This is a genomic window from Cupriavidus sp. 05N39, assembly GCF_056397325.1.
This window is the reverse complement of sequence record NZ_JBFTNE010000032.1, coordinates 17583-33683: the sequence shown is the minus strand read 5'-3', so window position 1 is coordinate 33683 and position 16101 is coordinate 17583. Positions and strand designations below refer to the sequence as shown.

Sequence of the window (16101 nt, the reverse complement as noted above, 5' to 3'; positions counted from 1 at the left end):
GCCCACGCCAACGCAGGGACGGCTGCCATTATCGTTATGCCATGCCCCTGCCTCGCTCTGCCTTCCGGACCACAGCTTGATGCGTCGCGGCGGGTCGAGAGAGAGCACCACAAGCCAACGAAGGAGACCAGGACCTCATGGAAGACATCTGCTACCTCGGCGCCGTGGAGATGGCCGCCGCCATCCGCAGCCGCGAACTGGGCGTGCGCGAAGCCGTCAGCGCGCACATTGCGCGCACCGAACGCGTCAACCCCGCCATCAACGCCATCGTCACCACCACCTTCGAGCAGGCGCTGGCCGCCGCCGATGCGGCCGACACGGCGCTGGCGCGCGGCGCCGCGCCCGGCCCGCTGTTCGGCCTGCCGGTGGCGCACAAGGATTCGTTCCTCAGCGCCGGGGTGCGCACTACCTTCGGGTCCGCCGTGTACCGGGACTTCGTGCCGGTCCAGGACAGCGCCGTGGTGGCTCGCCAACGCGCAGCGGGCGCCATCATGCTGGGCAAGACCAACCTGCCGGAGTTCGGCGCCGGCTCGCACACCTTCAACGCTGTATTCGGCGCCACCCGCAACCCTTACCGGCACGACGTCTCCGCCGGCGGCAGCAGTGGCGGCAGCGCCGCCGCGCTGGCCGCGGGCATGGTCGTGCTGGCCGATGGCTCCGACATGGGCGGCTCGCTGCGCAACCCGGCCAGCTTTTGCAATGTGGTGGGCTTGCGGCCTTCGATCGGCAGGGTGCCGATGACGCCGGCCAGCCATGCGTTCAACACGCTCACGGTGGGTGGACCGATGGGCCGCTCAGTGGCCGACGTGGCGCTGATGTTCAGCGTGCTGGCAGGCGACCATTCCGCCGACCCGCTGGCCATGGCCAACGGCGCGGCGGAATTCGCCGCGCCGCCCCGCCTCGATGGCAAGGGCCTGCGCATCGCCGTCAGCCCGACGCTGGGCGGGCTGCCGTTCGAGCCGGCGGTGAGCCGCATCCTGCAGGATGGCATTCGTCACTGCCAGGCGCTGGGCTGCACGGTGGATGAAGYCCAGCCGGACTTCAGCGGCGCGGACCATGCCTTCGAGGTGCTGCGGGCGCTGGCGTTCGCGACCAACTACGGCCCCGCGCGGGCCGAGCACGGCGAACTGATGAAGGACACCGTGCGCTGGAATATCGACCTGGGACTGACCCAGGACGGCGCTGCGATAGCCGAAGCCGAGCGTGCGCACAGCCGCATGTTCGCGCGCATGCAGGCGCTGCTGGAACGCTACGACTTCCTGATTGCGCCGGTGTCGCAGGTCCTGCCGTTCGCGGTCGAAACCGAATACCCGCAAAGCATCGATGGCGTGGCCATGCCGAGCTATATTGGCTGGATGCGTTCCTGCTACCGCATCACCATCACCGGGCATCCCGCCATCTCGGTGCCTTGCGGCTTCACGGAAGACGGCTTGCCGGTGGGCCTGCAGGTCGTCGGCAAGTATCGCGGCGAACGCGCGCTGCTGGCATTCGCGCAATTGTTCGAGCAGGCCAATCCGGCCGGGCGCATCCGGCCGGCTTTGTAAGGGGCCATGGCTGGCGGCGGCCATTCGATCCCATCGACCACATTGATCGCAACACCAAGGGGAAACACAGATGTTTGCAACGCGCATGACGAGATGGACCCTGAATGGCACCGGCAGCGTGGCCCGGGGCTTCGCGCTGGTTGTGGCGGCCTGCGCGGCCCTGGCTGCCGCCTGGCCGGCGCTGGCCGCGCCGTACCCGGACAAACCGGTCAAGCTGGTGGTGCCGTTCCCGCCCGGTGGCTCCACCGACGTGCTCGCCCGCCTGGTGGCGCGCAAGCTCGGCGAAGTCCTGCAGCAGTCCGTGGTGGTCGAGAACAAGGCCGGTGCCGGCACCATCGTCGGCGCGGACTACGTGGCGAAATCCGCGCCGGATGGCTATACCCTGCTGCTCAGCGCGGCCACCACGTTCACCGTCAACCCGGTCACCTACTCGCGCCTGCCCTACGATTCGCTAATGAGTTTCGAGCCGCTTGGCATGGTGGGCTCGACCGCGCTGGTGCTGCTGGCCAACCCCGCGGTCAAGGCGGATACGCTCAAGCAACTGGTAACCGTGGCCAAGGCCACGCCGGGCGGCATGTCGTACGGTTCCTATGGTGCCGGCACCACCGCGCACTTTGCCGGCGAGATGATCAACGCGGCCACCGGCATGGGCTTGCTGCACGTGCCTTACAAGGGCAGCGCACCGGCCATGGCCGACCTGATCGGCAACCAGATCCCGCTGTCGGTCGATACCGTGGTGGCGGCGGCCCCGCAGATCAAGGGCGGCAAGGTCAAGGCGATCGCCGTCACCAGCACCACGCGCTCGATGCTGCTGCCCCAGGTGCCAACCGCGATCGAAAGCGGTTTTCCCGGCGTGTCGCTCAGCACCTGGTTCGCCATCGTCGCGCCCAAGGGGATTCCCGTCCCGGTACGCCAGACGCTGGAGACCGCCATCGCCAGCATGATGAAAGATCCGGCGCTGCAGCAAAGCATGACCGCGAACGGATTCGAGCCGGAGTACGGCAGCGCCGCCGAGTACCGCGCGCGCGTCACCAGCGAGATCGCGCGCCTGCGCAAGATCGCGCAGGCGGCGAATATTCACGCGGACTAAGCCGGTATCAGCCTCGCATGGCTCCATGCGAGGCGGCCCGCTCGCGAAAGAACGTCTCGAAGAATTCCACGCAAACGCGAATCTTGGCCGAACTGGTCAGGCGCGACGGGTACACCGCCCAGATATTCGCGTCCTGACCGCACTCCGGCAGGATCTGCTCCAGTTCGCCGCTGGCCAGCATCGGGCCCACATCCCACAGTGAACGCAGCACGATGCCGCGTCCATCCATCGCCCAGCGCACCACGACCTCGCCGTTATTGGAGGACAGCGGCCCGGTGACCTTGACGGTGTGCTCCGCGTTGCCGTTACGCAGCTTCCACACGCCAAAGGGATGGTCGCGCTCCTTGATCACCAGGCAGTCGTGGCTGGCCAGGTCGGCCAGCGTGCGCGGCCGGCCGCGGCGTGCCAGGTAGGCGGGCGACGCGCACAGCACGCGGCGGTTGTCGCCCAGCCGGCGCGCGATATGGTGCGGCGCGATCTCATCGCCCACGCGGATGTCGAGATCGAAGCCTTCGGTCGCCACGTCAACGAGCCGGTCGAACACTTCGAAGCGCACCTGGAGCGCGGGGTACAGGGTGGACAGTTCCGAGATGGCCGGCGCCACCACCCGGCGCCCGAAGCCAAAGCTGGAGCAAACCCGCAGCAGGCCGCGCGGGTTGCGGCGCGTGCTGGAGACTTCCTCGTAGAGATGATCGATATCGTCCAGGATCCGCTGCGCCAGCGCGTAGACCCGCTCGCCCTCCTCGCTCACCACCACGCGGCGGGTGGTGCGGTGGAACAGCTTGACCGCAAGCGCAGCTTCCAGCATATGGATGCGCTTGCTGATATAGGCCGGCGACACGCCAAGCGCCTCCGCGGCGGCGGAGAAACTCGACTTGCGGGCGACTTCGATGAAGACGCGCAGGTCCTCGTTGAGCAGGTCATTCTTCACGAAGTGTGTTTTATCGGTTCACGGATTGGCCGATTATATTCCGACGGGAATTCCTTACCATGGGCCATCCCAATCCAGACTGTGAACCATCCGCCATGACAACCACCTCCCCCGCACCCTTCCGCATTGCCGTCATCCCTGGCGACGGCATCGGCAATGAAGTCATGCCCGAGGGCCTGCGCGTACTCGAAGCCGCCGCCGAGCGCTTTTCGCTGGGCCTGGAATTCGTGCGCTTCGACTGGGCGCATTGCGACTACTACCTGCGGACCGGCGCCATGATGCCCGCCGACTGGCGCGAGCAGTTGGAAGGGTTCGATGCGATCTATTTCGGCGCCGTGGGCTGGCCCGCCAAGGTGCCCGACCACGTCTCGCTGTGGGGTTCGCTGCTGAAGTTCCGCCGCGACTTCGACCAGTACGTGAACCTGCGCCCGGTGCGGCTGTTCGAGGGCGTGCCCTGCCCGCTGGCAAACCGCAAGCCGGGCGATATCGACTTCTTCGTGGTGCGCGAGAACACCGAGGGCGAGTACACCTCGCTGGGCGGCCGCATGTTCGAGGGCACCGAGCGCGAGGTGGTGCTGCAGGAATCCGTATTCAGCCGAGTCGGCACCGACCGCGTGCTGCGCTATGCCTTCGAACTGGCCAACTCGCGCGCGCGCCGGCACCTCACCGTGGCCACCAAGTCCAACGGCATTGCGGTCAGTATGCCGTACTGGGACGAGCGCACCGACGCGATGGCGCAGCACTATCCCGACGTGACGGTGGACCGCCAGCACATCGACATCCTCACCGCACGCTTTGTGCTCCAGCCCAACCGCTTCGACGTGGTGGTGGCCTCCAACCTGTTCGGCGACATCCTTTCCGACCTGGGCCCCGCCTGCGCCGGCACCATTGGTCTGGCGCCCTCCGCCAACCTCAACCCGGACCGCAAGTTCCCGTCGCTGTTCGAGCCGGTGCATGGCTCCGCCCCCGACATCTACGGCAAGGCCATCGCCAACCCGATCGCCATGATCTGGTCCGGTGCGTTGATGCTGGAGTTCCTCGGCGGCGCCGAAGGCATGGATGAAGCCGGCAGCGCGCGCTGCCGCGAGGCGCACGACGCCATCGTGCGCGCCATCGAGACCGTGCTGGCGCGGGGCCCGCGCACACCTGACCTGGGCGGCGACGCGCATACCGGGGACGTGGGCGAGGCGATCGCCGCGCTGGTGCGCCAGGCCGATGCGCAAGCCCTCGCCGCCTGAAGCGCTCTGGCCGTGCCTCGCGCCGCGGGGCGCGGCGCTATTTCACCTTGCCGGTCGCCTTGCCCGTCGCCTTGCCCGTCGCCTTGCCGGTCGCCTGGACGGCCACGATCACGTGCGTCGGCTGCCCGGACTCTTCGTCGCGGCATAGCGCGGCCCGGATGCTGACCGGCAACTGCCGCCCGTCCTTGCGCACAAGGCGGGCTTCGAACGCGCAACGCTCCTCGCTACCCGTCAGCAGGGCCTGCAGCGCTTCGCCATCGCCCGCCAGCAGATCTGGCAAGGTGATATCCGCCAGCTCCGCCTCCGCATAGCCGAGCATGCCGGTCAGCGCCGCGTTGACCGACTCCCATTGCCAGCCGATCCCGATCAGCGCCATGCCTTCGGAGGCAAGCTCGAAGACCGCGCGAAAGCGCGCCTGCTGATCGCGCAGCGACTGCTCCACCTTCTTGCGCGCAGTGTTGTCCATGCTGATGCCGACCATCTTGACCAGGCGGCCTTCGACATCGCGGATCGGCGTCGCGCGCGAGGAAATCCAGCGGATGCCGCCATCCGGCGGCAGGATGCGGAAATCGAACTCGTGCGGCTCGCCGGTGCGCAGCGAGTCCTCGTAGATCCGCTCCATCATCGGGATATCGTCGGGGTGCGCGCGCTTCCAGAAGTCGGCATTGCTGGCGATCGGCCAGCCGTACACGCTTTCCACGTTCGGCGAATAGGTGACGGCATCGGTGATGAGGTTCCACTCCCAGGTCACGATGCGCGCGGCCTCCTGCGCCAGCTTCATCCGGGCTTCGCTATCCATGATCTCGGCGGTGTACTTGCGCCGCACATCCGTCATCGTCATCGGCAACGGCACGGCGCTGGACGACTCGGCCTCGCGCTGGGCCTCTTCGCCGTAGCGCAGCCAGATCCAGTTGACGTTGAGGAACGCGGCCAGCTTGCGCAGGTTGTCATAGTCGATCTCGCCGCCGCGCGTCCATTTATGGACGGCGGGGCGCGACAGCCCCAGCGCGGTGGCGACGGCCTGGAGCGTGAGCTTCTTGTGCTCGAGCAATTCCTTCAGGCGGAAAGCAAAGCTGTTTTCTGTCATGGTAGCGGCCGCATGAGCCTGGGTCACCCGAGGTCAGGCCAGTAACGAATCCTAAGAGTCCGAAAGGATACACCGCCGACACGCGAACACCTTCCGCAACGCGTCCCGAACGCGCGGCACGGCACGAAGTGCATCGTTCTCCACGCCCACCCCGGCATTTTTCAGGAGCGCGCACAGGTAAAGCGAAATCCCGCTTGTGCAAGCCGGAATTCTTCCTTAGACTACGCTTCGTTAACCAATGGTTATCGTAACTTATTGGTTAACTTTCCAAAAATCATCAAGGAGCCCGGAGAAGGCCCCATGCCCCGCAACTGCCAACCATTCCGTGCGCACGGACGCATGGAGGAGGAGACTAAATTGAGTACTACAAAAAGCAGCAGGGACTTGTTCCTGACAGGCTGCACCGTGGCTGCGGTCGCCGCCACCGTGGTCGCCATGACCATGTGGCCCAGCCAGGCAGCCGCCACCGCGTCGCAACTGTTCAACTGGGCCACGCGCTCGTTCGGATCCTTTGTCCAGGTGTTCGTTTTCGGCTGCGTCATCGCCTGCCTGGCGCTGGCGTTCAGCAAGTACGGCAATGTGCGCCTGGGCGAAGGCAAGCCGGAATACGCCACGCTGTCGTGGGTTTTCATGTTCATCTGCGCCGGCATGGGGTCGTCGACCATGTACTGGGGCGTGATGGAATGGGTCTATTACTACCAGTCGCCGGGCCTGAACATCGCCACCGGTACGCGCCAGGCGCTGGAGTACAGCATCAGCTATTCGTTCTTCCACTGGGGCCTGAGCGCCTGGGCGGTCTACGCCCTGCCCTCGCTCGCCATGGCGTATCACTTCCATGTGCGCAAGAACAAGGGCCTGAACCTGGCCTCGATGGTGCAGGCCGTGACCGGCTTCAAGGCCAGCGGTCCCGTGGGCCGGGCGGTGGACCTGATCTTCCTGCTGACCATGTTCGGCGCACTGACGGTATCGATCGCCCTGACAGCCTCCACCTTCACGCGCGGCCTGTCGGGCCTGAGCGGTGTGCCCGATACGTTCGTCACGCAGTTGATCGTGATCGTCGGCGTCTCCGTGATCTTCTCGCTCAGCGCCTATGTCGGCATCGACGGCGGCATGCAGCGCCTTAGCCATATGGTGTGCTGGGGCGCGCTGCTGCTGGCCGCCGTGGTGCTCGCGGTGGGCCCGACGCTGTTCACTGCGAACAATGTCGTCAACGGCCTGGGCCTGATGCTGCAGAACTACATCCACATGAGCCTGTTTACCGATCCCACCGGCGACGGCACCTTCAGCCGCGGCTGGACGGTGTTCTACTGGCTGTGGTGGGTGTCGTACTCGCCGGGCGTGGCGATGTTCGTGGCCCGCGTGTCGAAGGGCCGCAAGATCAAGGAAGTGATTTACGCGCTGTTGCTCGGCGGCAGCGTCGGTTGCTGGTTCTTCTTCGGCGCGCTGGAAAGCTACAGCATGCACCAGTACATCAGCGGCGCCATCGACGTGCCGCGCATCCTGAAGGAGCATGGCGGCGAATCCGCGGTGGAAATGCTGTTGCTGGCCTTGCCTGCCGGCAAGCTGTTCCTGGCGGCCTACCTGTTCATCATGATCATCTTCCTGGCGGCGCACGTGGATGCCGTGGCCTATGCGGTGGCCGCCACCACCACACGGAATATGCGCGAAGGCGAAGACCCCGCGCCAGGCAGCCGCGTGTTCTGGTGCGTGCTGCTGACGCTGGTGCCCCTGGCCATGCTGTTCACCAAGGCATCGCTGGACACCATGAAGACCGCCGTGGTGCTGACCGCGATCCCGTTCCTGGTGATCCTGGCCATCAAGCTGTTCGGCCTGTTCCGCTGGCTGCTGCAGGATTTCGGTACGGTGCCCGCGCACGACATCGAAGCTGGCTTCGTGCCCGAGCGCAACGCCGGCGCCCCTGCGCCCGCCGGCCAGCCACCCGAAGCCCTCCCGCGCGACCAGTCCGCCGCCGCCACGCTTTGAAACGCCGGCCCGGCAACGGGTCTCCTTTTTGTCCGATTTGTTAAATATAGATTAACAGTTAACCATCATAGACAACGATCATGAAAGACATTGCTCCGCTCGCTCCAGACTTTTGCGCCGACCCCGAAAACGCCTGGACCCTGCCCAAGTCGTACTACACCAACGAAGCGATCTTCGAGTTCGAGAAAGAAAAGGTCTTCGCCAACAGCTGGATCTGCATCGCCCATCGCAGCGAACTGGCCCAGCCCAATGACTACATCACGCGCGAGGTGATCGGCGAGAACATCGTGGTGCTGCGCGACCGCGACAACGTGCTGCGCGCGTTCTACAACGTGTGCCCGCATCGCGGCCACCAACTGCTGTCGGGCAGCGGCCGCGCCAGGAACGTGATCACCTGCCCGTACCACGCCTGGACCTTCAAGCTCGACGGCGAGCTGGCCCATGCGCGCAATTGCGAGAACGTCGCCCACTTCGACAAGGACAAATCCAGCCTGGTGCCGGTCAGGGTCGAGGAGTACGCCGGCTTCGTCTTTATCAACCTCAACCCGGACGCCGGCACGGTGGAAGCGCAGTTGCCGGGCCTGCAGGCCCGCATGCGCGAAGCCTGCCCCGTGATCGACGACCTGCACCTGGGCGCGCGCTTCGTGACCGAGACCCCGGCCAACTGGAAGAGCATCGTTGACAACTACATGGAGTGCTACCACTGCGGCCCGGCCCATCCCAGCTTCGCGGACTCGGTGCAAGTGGACAAGTACTGGCACACGCTGCACGAGAACTGGTCGCTGCAGTTCGGCCATGCCAAGTCGTCCGAGAAGTCGTTCAAGCTCGACGAGTCGGTCAAGGACCCGAGCTTCGCCGGCTTCTGGGCCTGGCCTTGCACGATGTTCAACGTGCCGCCCGGCGCCAACTTCATGACGGTGATCTACGAGTTCCCGGCCAGCGCCGAAGTCACGCTGCAGCACTACGAGATCTACTTCCTGAACAAGGAACTGACCGAGGAGCAGCAGAAGCTCGTCGAGTGGTACCGGGACGTGTTCCGACCTGAAGACCTGCGCCTGGTGGAGAGCGTGCAGCGCGGCCTGAAGTCGCGCGGCTATCGCGGCCAGGGCCGCATCATGGTCGACCAGCAGCGCAGCGGCATCAGCGAGCACGGCATCGTGCATTTCCATCAGAAGATGGCCAAGCAATACCAGCCCGTCTGAGCCAAGGGAGCCAGCATGAAACGCAACGACAACACGCTGTTCCGGCAACAGGCCTGCATCGATGGCCGCTGGTGCGACGCCGCCTCCGGCGACACCGTGGCGGTGTTCGATCCGGCCCTGGGCGAACAGGTCGGTACCGTGCCGCGGATGGGCGAGGCGGAAACCGTCGCCGCCATCGAGGCGGCCAACGCCGCGCTGCCGGCCTGGAAGCAGCGCACCGCCAAGGAGCGCGCCGGCCTGCTGCGCAAATGGTTCGAACTGATCTTGCAGCACGAGCAAGACCTGGCCGTGCTGATGACGCACGAGCAAGGCAAGCCCCTGCAGGAAGCACTGGGCGAGGTGCGCTATGCCGCCTCGTTCATCGAGTGGTTCGCCGAGGAAGCCAAGCGCCTCTACGGCGACGTGATCCCCTCGCCCACGGCGGACAAGCGGCTGCTGGTAGTGCAGGAGCCAATCGGCGTCTGCACGGCCATCACGCCCTGGAACTTCCCCGCGGCAATGATCACTCGCAAGGCGGCGCCGGCCCTCGCCGCCGGCTGCACCATGGTGGTGAAGCCCGCCAACGAGACGCCGTTCACGGCGCTCGCGCTGGCCGAACTGGCCCTGCGGGCCGGCATTCCGGCGGGCGTGCTCAATATCGTCACCGGCGACGCAGTCGCCATCGGCAAGCAGTTCACCAGCCATCCGCTGGTGCGCAAGCTGTCGTTCACCGGCTCGACGCCGGTGGGCCGCCTGCTGATGGCGCAATGCGCCGGCACCATCAAGAAAGTGTCGCTGGAGCTGGGCGGCAATGCACCCTTCATTGTGTTCGACGATGCCGACGTGGAAGCGGCCGTCGAAGGCGCCCTGCAGGCGAAGTACCGCAATGCCGGGCAGACCTGCGTGTGCGTGAACCGGCTGTACGTGCATGACGCGGTGTACGACCGTTTCGTCGACCTGTTCACCAGCAAGGTGGCCGAACTGCGCGTGGGCAACGGCTTCGACGCCGGCAGCGAGATCGGTCCGCTGATCACGCCCACGGCGGTGGCCAAGGTCAGCGAGCTGGTCGACGACGCCGTCGCCAAGGGCGCGCAGTTGCGCATCGGCGGCCAGCCGCACGCCGCCGGCGAGCAGTTCTTCGCGCCCACCGTCCTGACCGGGGTCAAGCCCGGCATGCGCGTGCTCGACGAGGAAATCTTCGGGCCGGTGTCGCCGGTCGTGCGCTTCTCGTGCGAGGAGGATGTGGTGCGCATGGCGAACGACACCATCTATGGCCTGGCCGCCTACTTCTACAGCCGCGACATCGGCCGCGTCTGGCGTGTCGCCGAACAGCTCGAGTACGGCATGGTCGGCATCAACACCGGCATGATCTCCAACGAAGTCTCACCGTTTGGCGGCGTGAAGCAGTCTGGCCTGGGCCGCGAAGGCTCGCGCTACGGCATCGACGACTACCTGGAAAAGAAATACCTCTGCATGGCGCTGTAAGCCACGCACGAGAGTGATACCAAGCCTGAAGAAAGAAGGAAGCAGCATGGGCAACCCCTACCAGTCGATGCGCGTCACCGTCACCCGCATCGAAGACGTCACGCCACAGATCAAGCGCTTCACGATGGCGCTTCCGGAAGGCGGCCCCATGCCGGGCTTCTCCGGCGGCGGCCATGTGATCGTGCAGATGGAAGACAGCGGCCAGCGCTACAGCAATGCGTACTCGCTGATGAACTCGCCCGAGGACCGCAGTTGCTACCAGATCGGTGTCCGGCGCGAGGAGCGATCCAAGGGCGGCTCCGCCTTCCTGCATGACAAGGTACGCGCCGGCGATACGCTGACGATCACCACGCCGAACAACCTGTTCGGCTTGCGCGAGGAGGCGCGGCGCCACGTCCTGATCGCCGGCGGCATCGGCATTACGCCGTTCATGTCGCAGTTGCACGAACTGCGGCGGCGCGGCGCGGACTACGAGCTGCACTACGCCTTTCGCAGCCCGGAGCATGGCGCCTTTCGCGACGAGCTCGCCGCCGCGCCGGACAGCGGCCGCTTCCGCTTCTACGCCGACAGCCTGGGGCAGAAACTCGACCTCGGCACGCTGCTGGGCAGGCTGCAGGACGGCGCGCATGTCTATGTATGCGGGCCGCAGCCGCTGATCGAAGCCGTGCAGGACGCGGCGGCGGCGCACGGCGTTCCCAGGGAGCGCGTGCACTGGGAGCAGTTCGCCGCGGCGCCCCAAGGCGGCGGCGCCTTCTCGGTAGTGCTGGCGAAATCCGGCAGGACCGTGGAGGTGGCCAGCGGCGAAACCATTCTCAAGGCCATCGAGCGCGAGAACGCGGCAAGCGTCGACTGCCTGTGCCGCGAAGGCGTGTGCGGCACCTGCGAGACGCGCATTCTCGAAGGCGAGGCGCAGCACTGCGACCAGTACCTGAGCAACGCCGAAAAGGCCGCACAGAAGACCATGATGATCTGCGTTTCCCGGGCCAGGGGACAGCGGATCGTGCTCGACCTGTAAGCAGCGGCCAATCCGGGGACGGCACCCGCCCACCTGGCTATCCCACAGACCGGAGGAGACATCAATGCACAAGACAGCCCTGCGCTGGCTGCTTGCGGGGGCGCTGCTGCCCGCCGCCGGCGGTAGCCACGCGCAATCCAGCGTCAACCTGTACGGCGTGGTCAGCACCGCGGTGCGCTACACCAGCAATATCGATGGCCTGCATCACGACCAGGCGGAACTGGTGGCGAGCGGCATCGGCGGCAGCCGCTGGGGCCTGAAGGGCGAGAACGACCTGGGTAGCGGCAACAAGGCGGTGTTCCTGCTGGAAAACGGCTTCGGCATCGACAACGGCCAGACCGCGTACAACGCGCTGTTCGGCCGCCAGGCCTATGTCGGCCTGGCTGGCGCCTGGGGCAGCCTCACCTTCGGCCGGCAGTACAACGCCCTGAACAACGTGGGCTGGAGCTTCAATCCGCTGGACCAGGGCTGGGGCAATTTCTGGTCGGACCCCTTGTACCTCGGCGGCGATATCTTCTTCCAGGACTACCGCATCAACAACAGCGTGGTCTACAAGGGCACGCTGGGGCCGGTGACGGTGCAACTGGACTACGGCTTTGGCGAGCAGCCCGGCAGCGCCGGCAAAGGCCAGACCCTCGGGGGCGGCGCCATGTACCAGAAGGGACCGCTCGCGCTTGGCCTGTCGTACGACCAGCGGCGCACGGCGGACGGGGCCGGCACCATCCGCAACTGGTCGGCGGGCGGCTCGTACGCCGTCGGCAAGACCACCCTCTACCTGGGGCATATGGGCCGCCACGAGGATGCCGGCGCCGCGCGCTTCGGCATCTACTTTGCCGGACTCGGGCATCAGGCCATGCCGGCCTTGCACCTGTCGGCCGCGTACTATCGCTACCAGCAAGGCGGCGGCGTCACCACGCAGTTCCAGGCCACCTCCCAGTGGCTCGGGGGAGGATCGGCGGATGCCGTGGCCGCCGTGGCGGACTACGCGTTCTCCAAGCGAACCAGTCTGTTCCTGGAAGTCGATGCGGTCAGGGCGCGCGGCGGGGCCGCGGGACGCGAGACGGAGTACTGGGGCGGCAGCCCCGTGACTGCGTCCGCCGGCACGACGCGGTTCGGTGTCATGCTTGGCATGCGGCAGATTTTCTGAGACGGTGCGGCCGGGGCTCGGTGTTTGCGCCGGCAAGGATCATGCCATCGCGTTGCCCGTTGCGATGTGTTGCCAAATGCGTAAAACGCATGCATGCGCCGAGAAAGTGTTTGTCCTTTCCCGCGCATACGTTCTACCTTACGAATGTGCGCCCTGCCTTTCCGGAGACCGCAATGGCAATCCGCTCCACCGCTTCACACAGTACCGCACAGTTAAGGCGACTGGTCGGCCAGTTGCAGGCCGAGGTCGACTCGCTGGATCACCTTGCCATCTTCGACGCCGAGACCCAGACCGCGCTGGGCCAGGCCCGCGACCGCCTCACGCAAGGTATCGAGGCCATTGAGGACGCCATCCAGAGCCTGCGCGCGCTGCAACAGGTGCGGCCATCGGCCATGCGGTCCCGAAAGACGACGCCGCGCGCCGCCTGATGCGCGGGAGCGCGTGCTGCCTGCCACCTTGCTCAGAATTCCTGCACGGCAGGACGCAACACGATTTCGTTGATATCCACGTCGGCCGGCTGTTCGATCGCGTAGGCGATCGCGCGTGCCACCGAGTCCGCCGGGATGGCCTGCCGGTAGAACTCGCCCACCGTCTTCGCACTCTCCGCGTGGCTGCTGCCCAGCTTGAGCTCTGAGTCCACCGCGCCCGGCGAGATCACCGTGGTGCGGATGGCGCCACCGGCTTCATGGCGCAAGCCTTCCGAGATGGCGCGCACCGCGAACTTGGTGCCGCTGTACACCGTGCCGCCCGGGCTGAACACCTTTACGCCCGCGACCGAGGCAATATTGATGAAGTGCCCGGCGCCCTGCTTCTGGAACACCGGCAGCGCGGCGGCGATGCCGTACAGCACGCCCTTGATGTTGATGTCGATCATGCGCTCCCATTCCTCGACCTTTGTCTCGCTCATGGGGGCGATGGCCATGAGGCCGGCATTGTTGATCATGACATCGACCCGGCCATAGCTGTCGACCGCCTTCTGCACCAGGGCTTCGACATCGGCACGCCGGCTCACATCGGCGATCGCCACCTCGGCCTTGCCGCCCTTGGCGCGGATCTCCGCGGCCAGCGTCTCCAGACGATCGCCGCGCCGCGCGGCCAGCACCAGCGAGGCGCCGGCGGCGCCCAGGTGGCGCGCGGTGGCTTCGCCCAGTCCACTGCTGGCGCCAGTAATGACAACGACCTTGCCTGCGATATTTGTGCTCATCATCCACTCCGTATCCGTGCGCAGGCGGTTTGCCTGCCGACGAGACGATTATGTTGGCTGACGGCATCAACAAAAATGGAAATGTTTTGATTTCAGTATTCCACCGGATGGAATTATCTCCACGGATAGCTGCCGCCGGCCTCTCGCCGGCGAGCGAGAGAACGGTAGCTCAGGGCGCCACGGCGGCGCTGCCAGTGAAGTAGGCCACCAGCGCGTCGAATACCAGCCGGATGCGCATCGGCACCGGGCTGCGGCGCGAGCGATAGATATACAAGCCCCACGGTGCCGGTGCATGCCGGTCCAGCACGCTGACCAGGCGGCCCGAGCGCAGGTGGGGCTGCGCGAGGTAGTCGGGCAACTGGCCGTAAGCGAGTCCGGAGAGGATCGCCTCCATCTCGGTTTCCGGATCGTCGGTAAGAAAGGCCGGAGAGCGCGGGTTGAACTGCTCGCCCTGGGCGAAATACCACGGCCAGGCCCGGCCGCTGCTGCGGTCGATCAGGCCGGTGGTGGGCAGCGCGGCCAGCCCGGCCAGGTCGGCCGGCTTGCCCACGCGCGCCACCAGTTCCGGCGTGCCCACCACATGGAAGCCCACCCGCGTCGTCATGCGCGCGACCAGCCGCTGGTCGCGGAACATGCCAAGGCGCAGGCCGATATCGATTTCGTCGTCGACCACATCGGCAATCTGGTCCGAGAGCCGGATATCGAGCGTGATGCCCGGATGCGCCAGCGCCACCTGCCGCAGCGCCGCCAGCAAGTGCAGCCGGCCGAGCGTGCTGGGCGCGGTAATCCGCACAGTGCCCTTGAGCTCGGTGTCCGAGCGGCCGGCCGGATGCGCGAACAAGCTGTCCACATCAAGCAATGCCGAGCGCGCGCGCTCGGCCAGCCGCTCACCGGCGGCAGTGATGCGGATCTGACGCGTATTGCGGTGGAACAGCGGTTCGCCCACGGCTTCCTCAAGGTCCTTGACCGCGCGCGTCACGGTTTGCGGGGACGTGCCCAGCCGGGTGGCGGCTGCCTTGAACGAAGCCGACTCCGCCGCCGCGCAGAAGATCCTAAGCATTTCCAGCCGGTTAAGCATGGTGATATGCGCCGTGGAAGTGAGGGCGTCTGATGATTATGCAAAGCGCGATTATAAAAGCTGCTGCCGTGCGAGATGAGATCCCTCTCATTGACGCCCTGCGCTATCTCCCTCGCTCATTGCGCCCCGGTCTGGCAGAATGCCCGACGCCCGCGGCCCGGACCGAGCCACTGTCCGGGCGCCGCACGGCCTGCCCTCGCGTCCATGCGGTCGCCTTGCGCGGGCTTAACTGTGATGAACGCCGGCACGGCGCACGCCTGCGGTGTTCACCCTGATCTTTAAGGATTCCGTTCCCGAATGAAGAAGCTTTTCCTCTCGCTGGCTCTGTGCCTGACCTCCGGCCTGGCCAGCGCTTCCGGTGGCTTTTCCGAGTGCCCTCAATTCTTCGCGCAACAGGCAGCACCCAAGGCGCCGGGTTCGCCGGAACTCAAGCTGCGTGCGCTGTGCTACGACGCATTCGCGGTCATGCACTCCGGCCGCAGCAAGACACCGCTTTTTGTTGCCGAGCGCCTGTCGCGCGCGCAGTTGATGGATGCCAAGGACGAAGAGCGAACCAACCGTTTCTTCTCCGATGCGCGCCTGCCGCGCTCGGAGCGGGCAGAGCTGGACGACTACAAGGGCAATGAAGGACTGGACCGGGGACACATGTCGCCTGCTGCCGATCAGCCGACCGCGCAGGCCATGGCGCAATCGTTCACGCTGGCTAACGTCGTGCCGCAATACAGCCAGAACAACCGCAAGGCGTGGGCCTCCATCGAAAAGGCCACGCGCAAGTATGCGATGCGCGCGACCGGCGATGTCTATGTCATTACGGGCCCGGTATTCGACGGGAACGTGCGCACGATCGGCAGCGGGAAAGTCTGGGTCCCGACGTATCTCTACAAGCTGGTCTATGACCCGTCGACGAACCGGGCCTGGGCGCACTGGATCGAGAATTCAGACGCCGCGCGGCCCGGCAAGCCGATCTCCTATGGCGAACTGGTGAAGCGCACCGGAATCGAGTTCCTGCCTGGCGTTCACCCTGCGAGCTGATCCGGCGCCGACGCGGCAGGGAAGTGGCGGGCGCGTGGCAAGCGCGCGCCCGCCACGGCGGCGTGGCGGCACGGGTTGCTGCACGC

Annotated in this window: 14 protein-coding genes; 10 read left to right on the top strand and 4 right to left on the bottom strand. The window is 66.1% G+C overall.

What is annotated here, in order from left to right:
• Positions 1 to 137 precede the first annotated feature (137 nt).
• Together AC1DN0_RS17070 and AC1DN0_RS17065 are read left to right on the top strand one after the other, a co-directional pair.
• Positions 138 to 1544 (top strand): amidase, encoded by a 1407-nt coding sequence (locus tag AC1DN0_RS17070; protein WP_477145860.1) that lies wholly within the window; start codon positions 138 to 140, stop codon positions 1542 to 1544.
• Between the two features lie 85 nt (positions 1545 to 1629).
• The gene (locus AC1DN0_RS17065) at positions 1630 to 2634 is read left to right on the top strand and encodes a Bug family tripartite tricarboxylate transporter substrate binding protein (protein ID WP_441631905.1); all 1005 of its coding nucleotides are present in this window, start codon (positions 1630 to 1632) and stop codon (positions 2632 to 2634) included.
• 7 nt (positions 2635 to 2641) lie between these two features.
• Here the strand turns inward: AC1DN0_RS17065 and AC1DN0_RS17060 are convergent, their stop codons facing one another.
• Positions 2642 to 3565 carry a LysR substrate-binding domain-containing protein gene (locus AC1DN0_RS17060; protein WP_441631903.1) on the bottom strand — a complete coding sequence of 308 codons (924 nt, stop codon included), beginning with the start codon at positions 3563 to 3565 and terminating at the stop codon, positions 2642 to 2644.
• 95 nt (positions 3566 to 3660) lie between these two features.
• On the opposite strand from AC1DN0_RS17060, the gene AC1DN0_RS17055 reads away from it, so the two are divergent.
• On the top strand, positions 3661 to 4803 hold the full coding sequence (locus AC1DN0_RS17055; protein WP_441631901.1) for a tartrate dehydrogenase: 1143 nt from the start codon (positions 3661 to 3663) through the stop codon (positions 4801 to 4803).
• Between the two features lie 37 nt (positions 4804 to 4840).
• Here the strand turns inward: AC1DN0_RS17055 and AC1DN0_RS17050 are convergent, their stop codons facing one another.
• Positions 4841 to 5890, bottom strand: a complete 1050-nt coding sequence (locus AC1DN0_RS17050) for a PAS domain-containing protein (RefSeq protein WP_441631899.1) — start codon at positions 5888 to 5890, stop codon at positions 4841 to 4843.
• A 357-nt stretch (positions 5891 to 6247) separates the two neighbouring features.
• Here AC1DN0_RS17050 and AC1DN0_RS17045 point away from each other — a divergent pair, with 357 nt between their 5' ends.
• The 6 genes from AC1DN0_RS17045 to AC1DN0_RS17020 all read left to right on the top strand — a co-directional run bounded on the left by AC1DN0_RS17045 (position 6248) and on the right by AC1DN0_RS17020 (position 13129).
• Positions 6248 to 7873, top strand: coding sequence for a BCCT family transporter (locus AC1DN0_RS17045; RefSeq protein WP_441631897.1), 1626 nt, complete (start codon positions 6248 to 6250; stop codon positions 7871 to 7873).
• Positions 7874 to 7953: 80 nt separating this feature from the next.
• A complete protein-coding gene (locus tag AC1DN0_RS17040) occupies positions 7954 to 9075 on the top strand; it encodes an aromatic ring-hydroxylating oxygenase subunit alpha (RefSeq protein ID WP_441631895.1) in 1122 nt (373 codons plus the stop codon).
• A gap of 15 nt (positions 9076 to 9090) precedes the next feature.
• Entirely contained in the window at positions 9091 to 10539 is a 1449-nt protein-coding gene (locus tag AC1DN0_RS17035) for an NAD-dependent succinate-semialdehyde dehydrogenase (RefSeq protein WP_441631893.1), read from the top strand.
• 46 nt (positions 10540 to 10585) lie between these two features.
• The gene (locus AC1DN0_RS17030; protein ID WP_441631891.1) at positions 10586 to 11554 is read left to right on the top strand and encodes a PDR/VanB family oxidoreductase; all 969 of its coding nucleotides are present in this window, start codon (positions 10586 to 10588) and stop codon (positions 11552 to 11554) included.
• 64 nt (positions 11555 to 11618) lie between these two features.
• Positions 11619 to 12701: a porin gene (locus AC1DN0_RS17025; RefSeq protein WP_441631889.1), complete on the top strand. Its 1083-nt coding sequence runs from the start codon at positions 11619 to 11621 to the stop codon at positions 12699 to 12701.
• 173 nt (positions 12702 to 12874) lie between these two features.
• Positions 12875 to 13129 carry a hypothetical protein gene (locus tag AC1DN0_RS17020; RefSeq protein WP_441631887.1) on the top strand — a complete coding sequence of 85 codons (255 nt, stop codon included), beginning with the start codon at positions 12875 to 12877 and terminating at the stop codon, positions 13127 to 13129.
• 32 nt (positions 13130 to 13161) lie between these two features.
• On the opposite strand, the gene AC1DN0_RS17015 is transcribed toward AC1DN0_RS17020, so the two are convergent.
• Both AC1DN0_RS17015 and AC1DN0_RS17010 read right to left on the bottom strand, forming a co-directional pair.
• The gene (locus tag AC1DN0_RS17015) at positions 13162 to 13905 is read right to left on the bottom strand and encodes an SDR family oxidoreductase (protein ID WP_441631925.1); all 744 of its coding nucleotides are present in this window, start codon (positions 13903 to 13905) and stop codon (positions 13162 to 13164) included.
• Positions 13906 to 14074: 169 nt separating this feature from the next.
• Entirely contained in the window at positions 14075 to 14983 is a 909-nt protein-coding gene (locus tag AC1DN0_RS17010; RefSeq protein WP_441631885.1) for a LysR family transcriptional regulator, read from the bottom strand.
• A gap of 297 nt (positions 14984 to 15280) precedes the next feature.
• Here AC1DN0_RS17010 and AC1DN0_RS17005 point away from each other — a divergent pair, with 297 nt between their 5' ends.
• A complete protein-coding gene (locus AC1DN0_RS17005; RefSeq protein WP_441631883.1) occupies positions 15281 to 16015 on the top strand; it encodes a DNA/RNA non-specific endonuclease in 735 nt (244 codons plus the stop codon).
• Positions 16016 to 16101 lie beyond the last annotated feature (86 nt).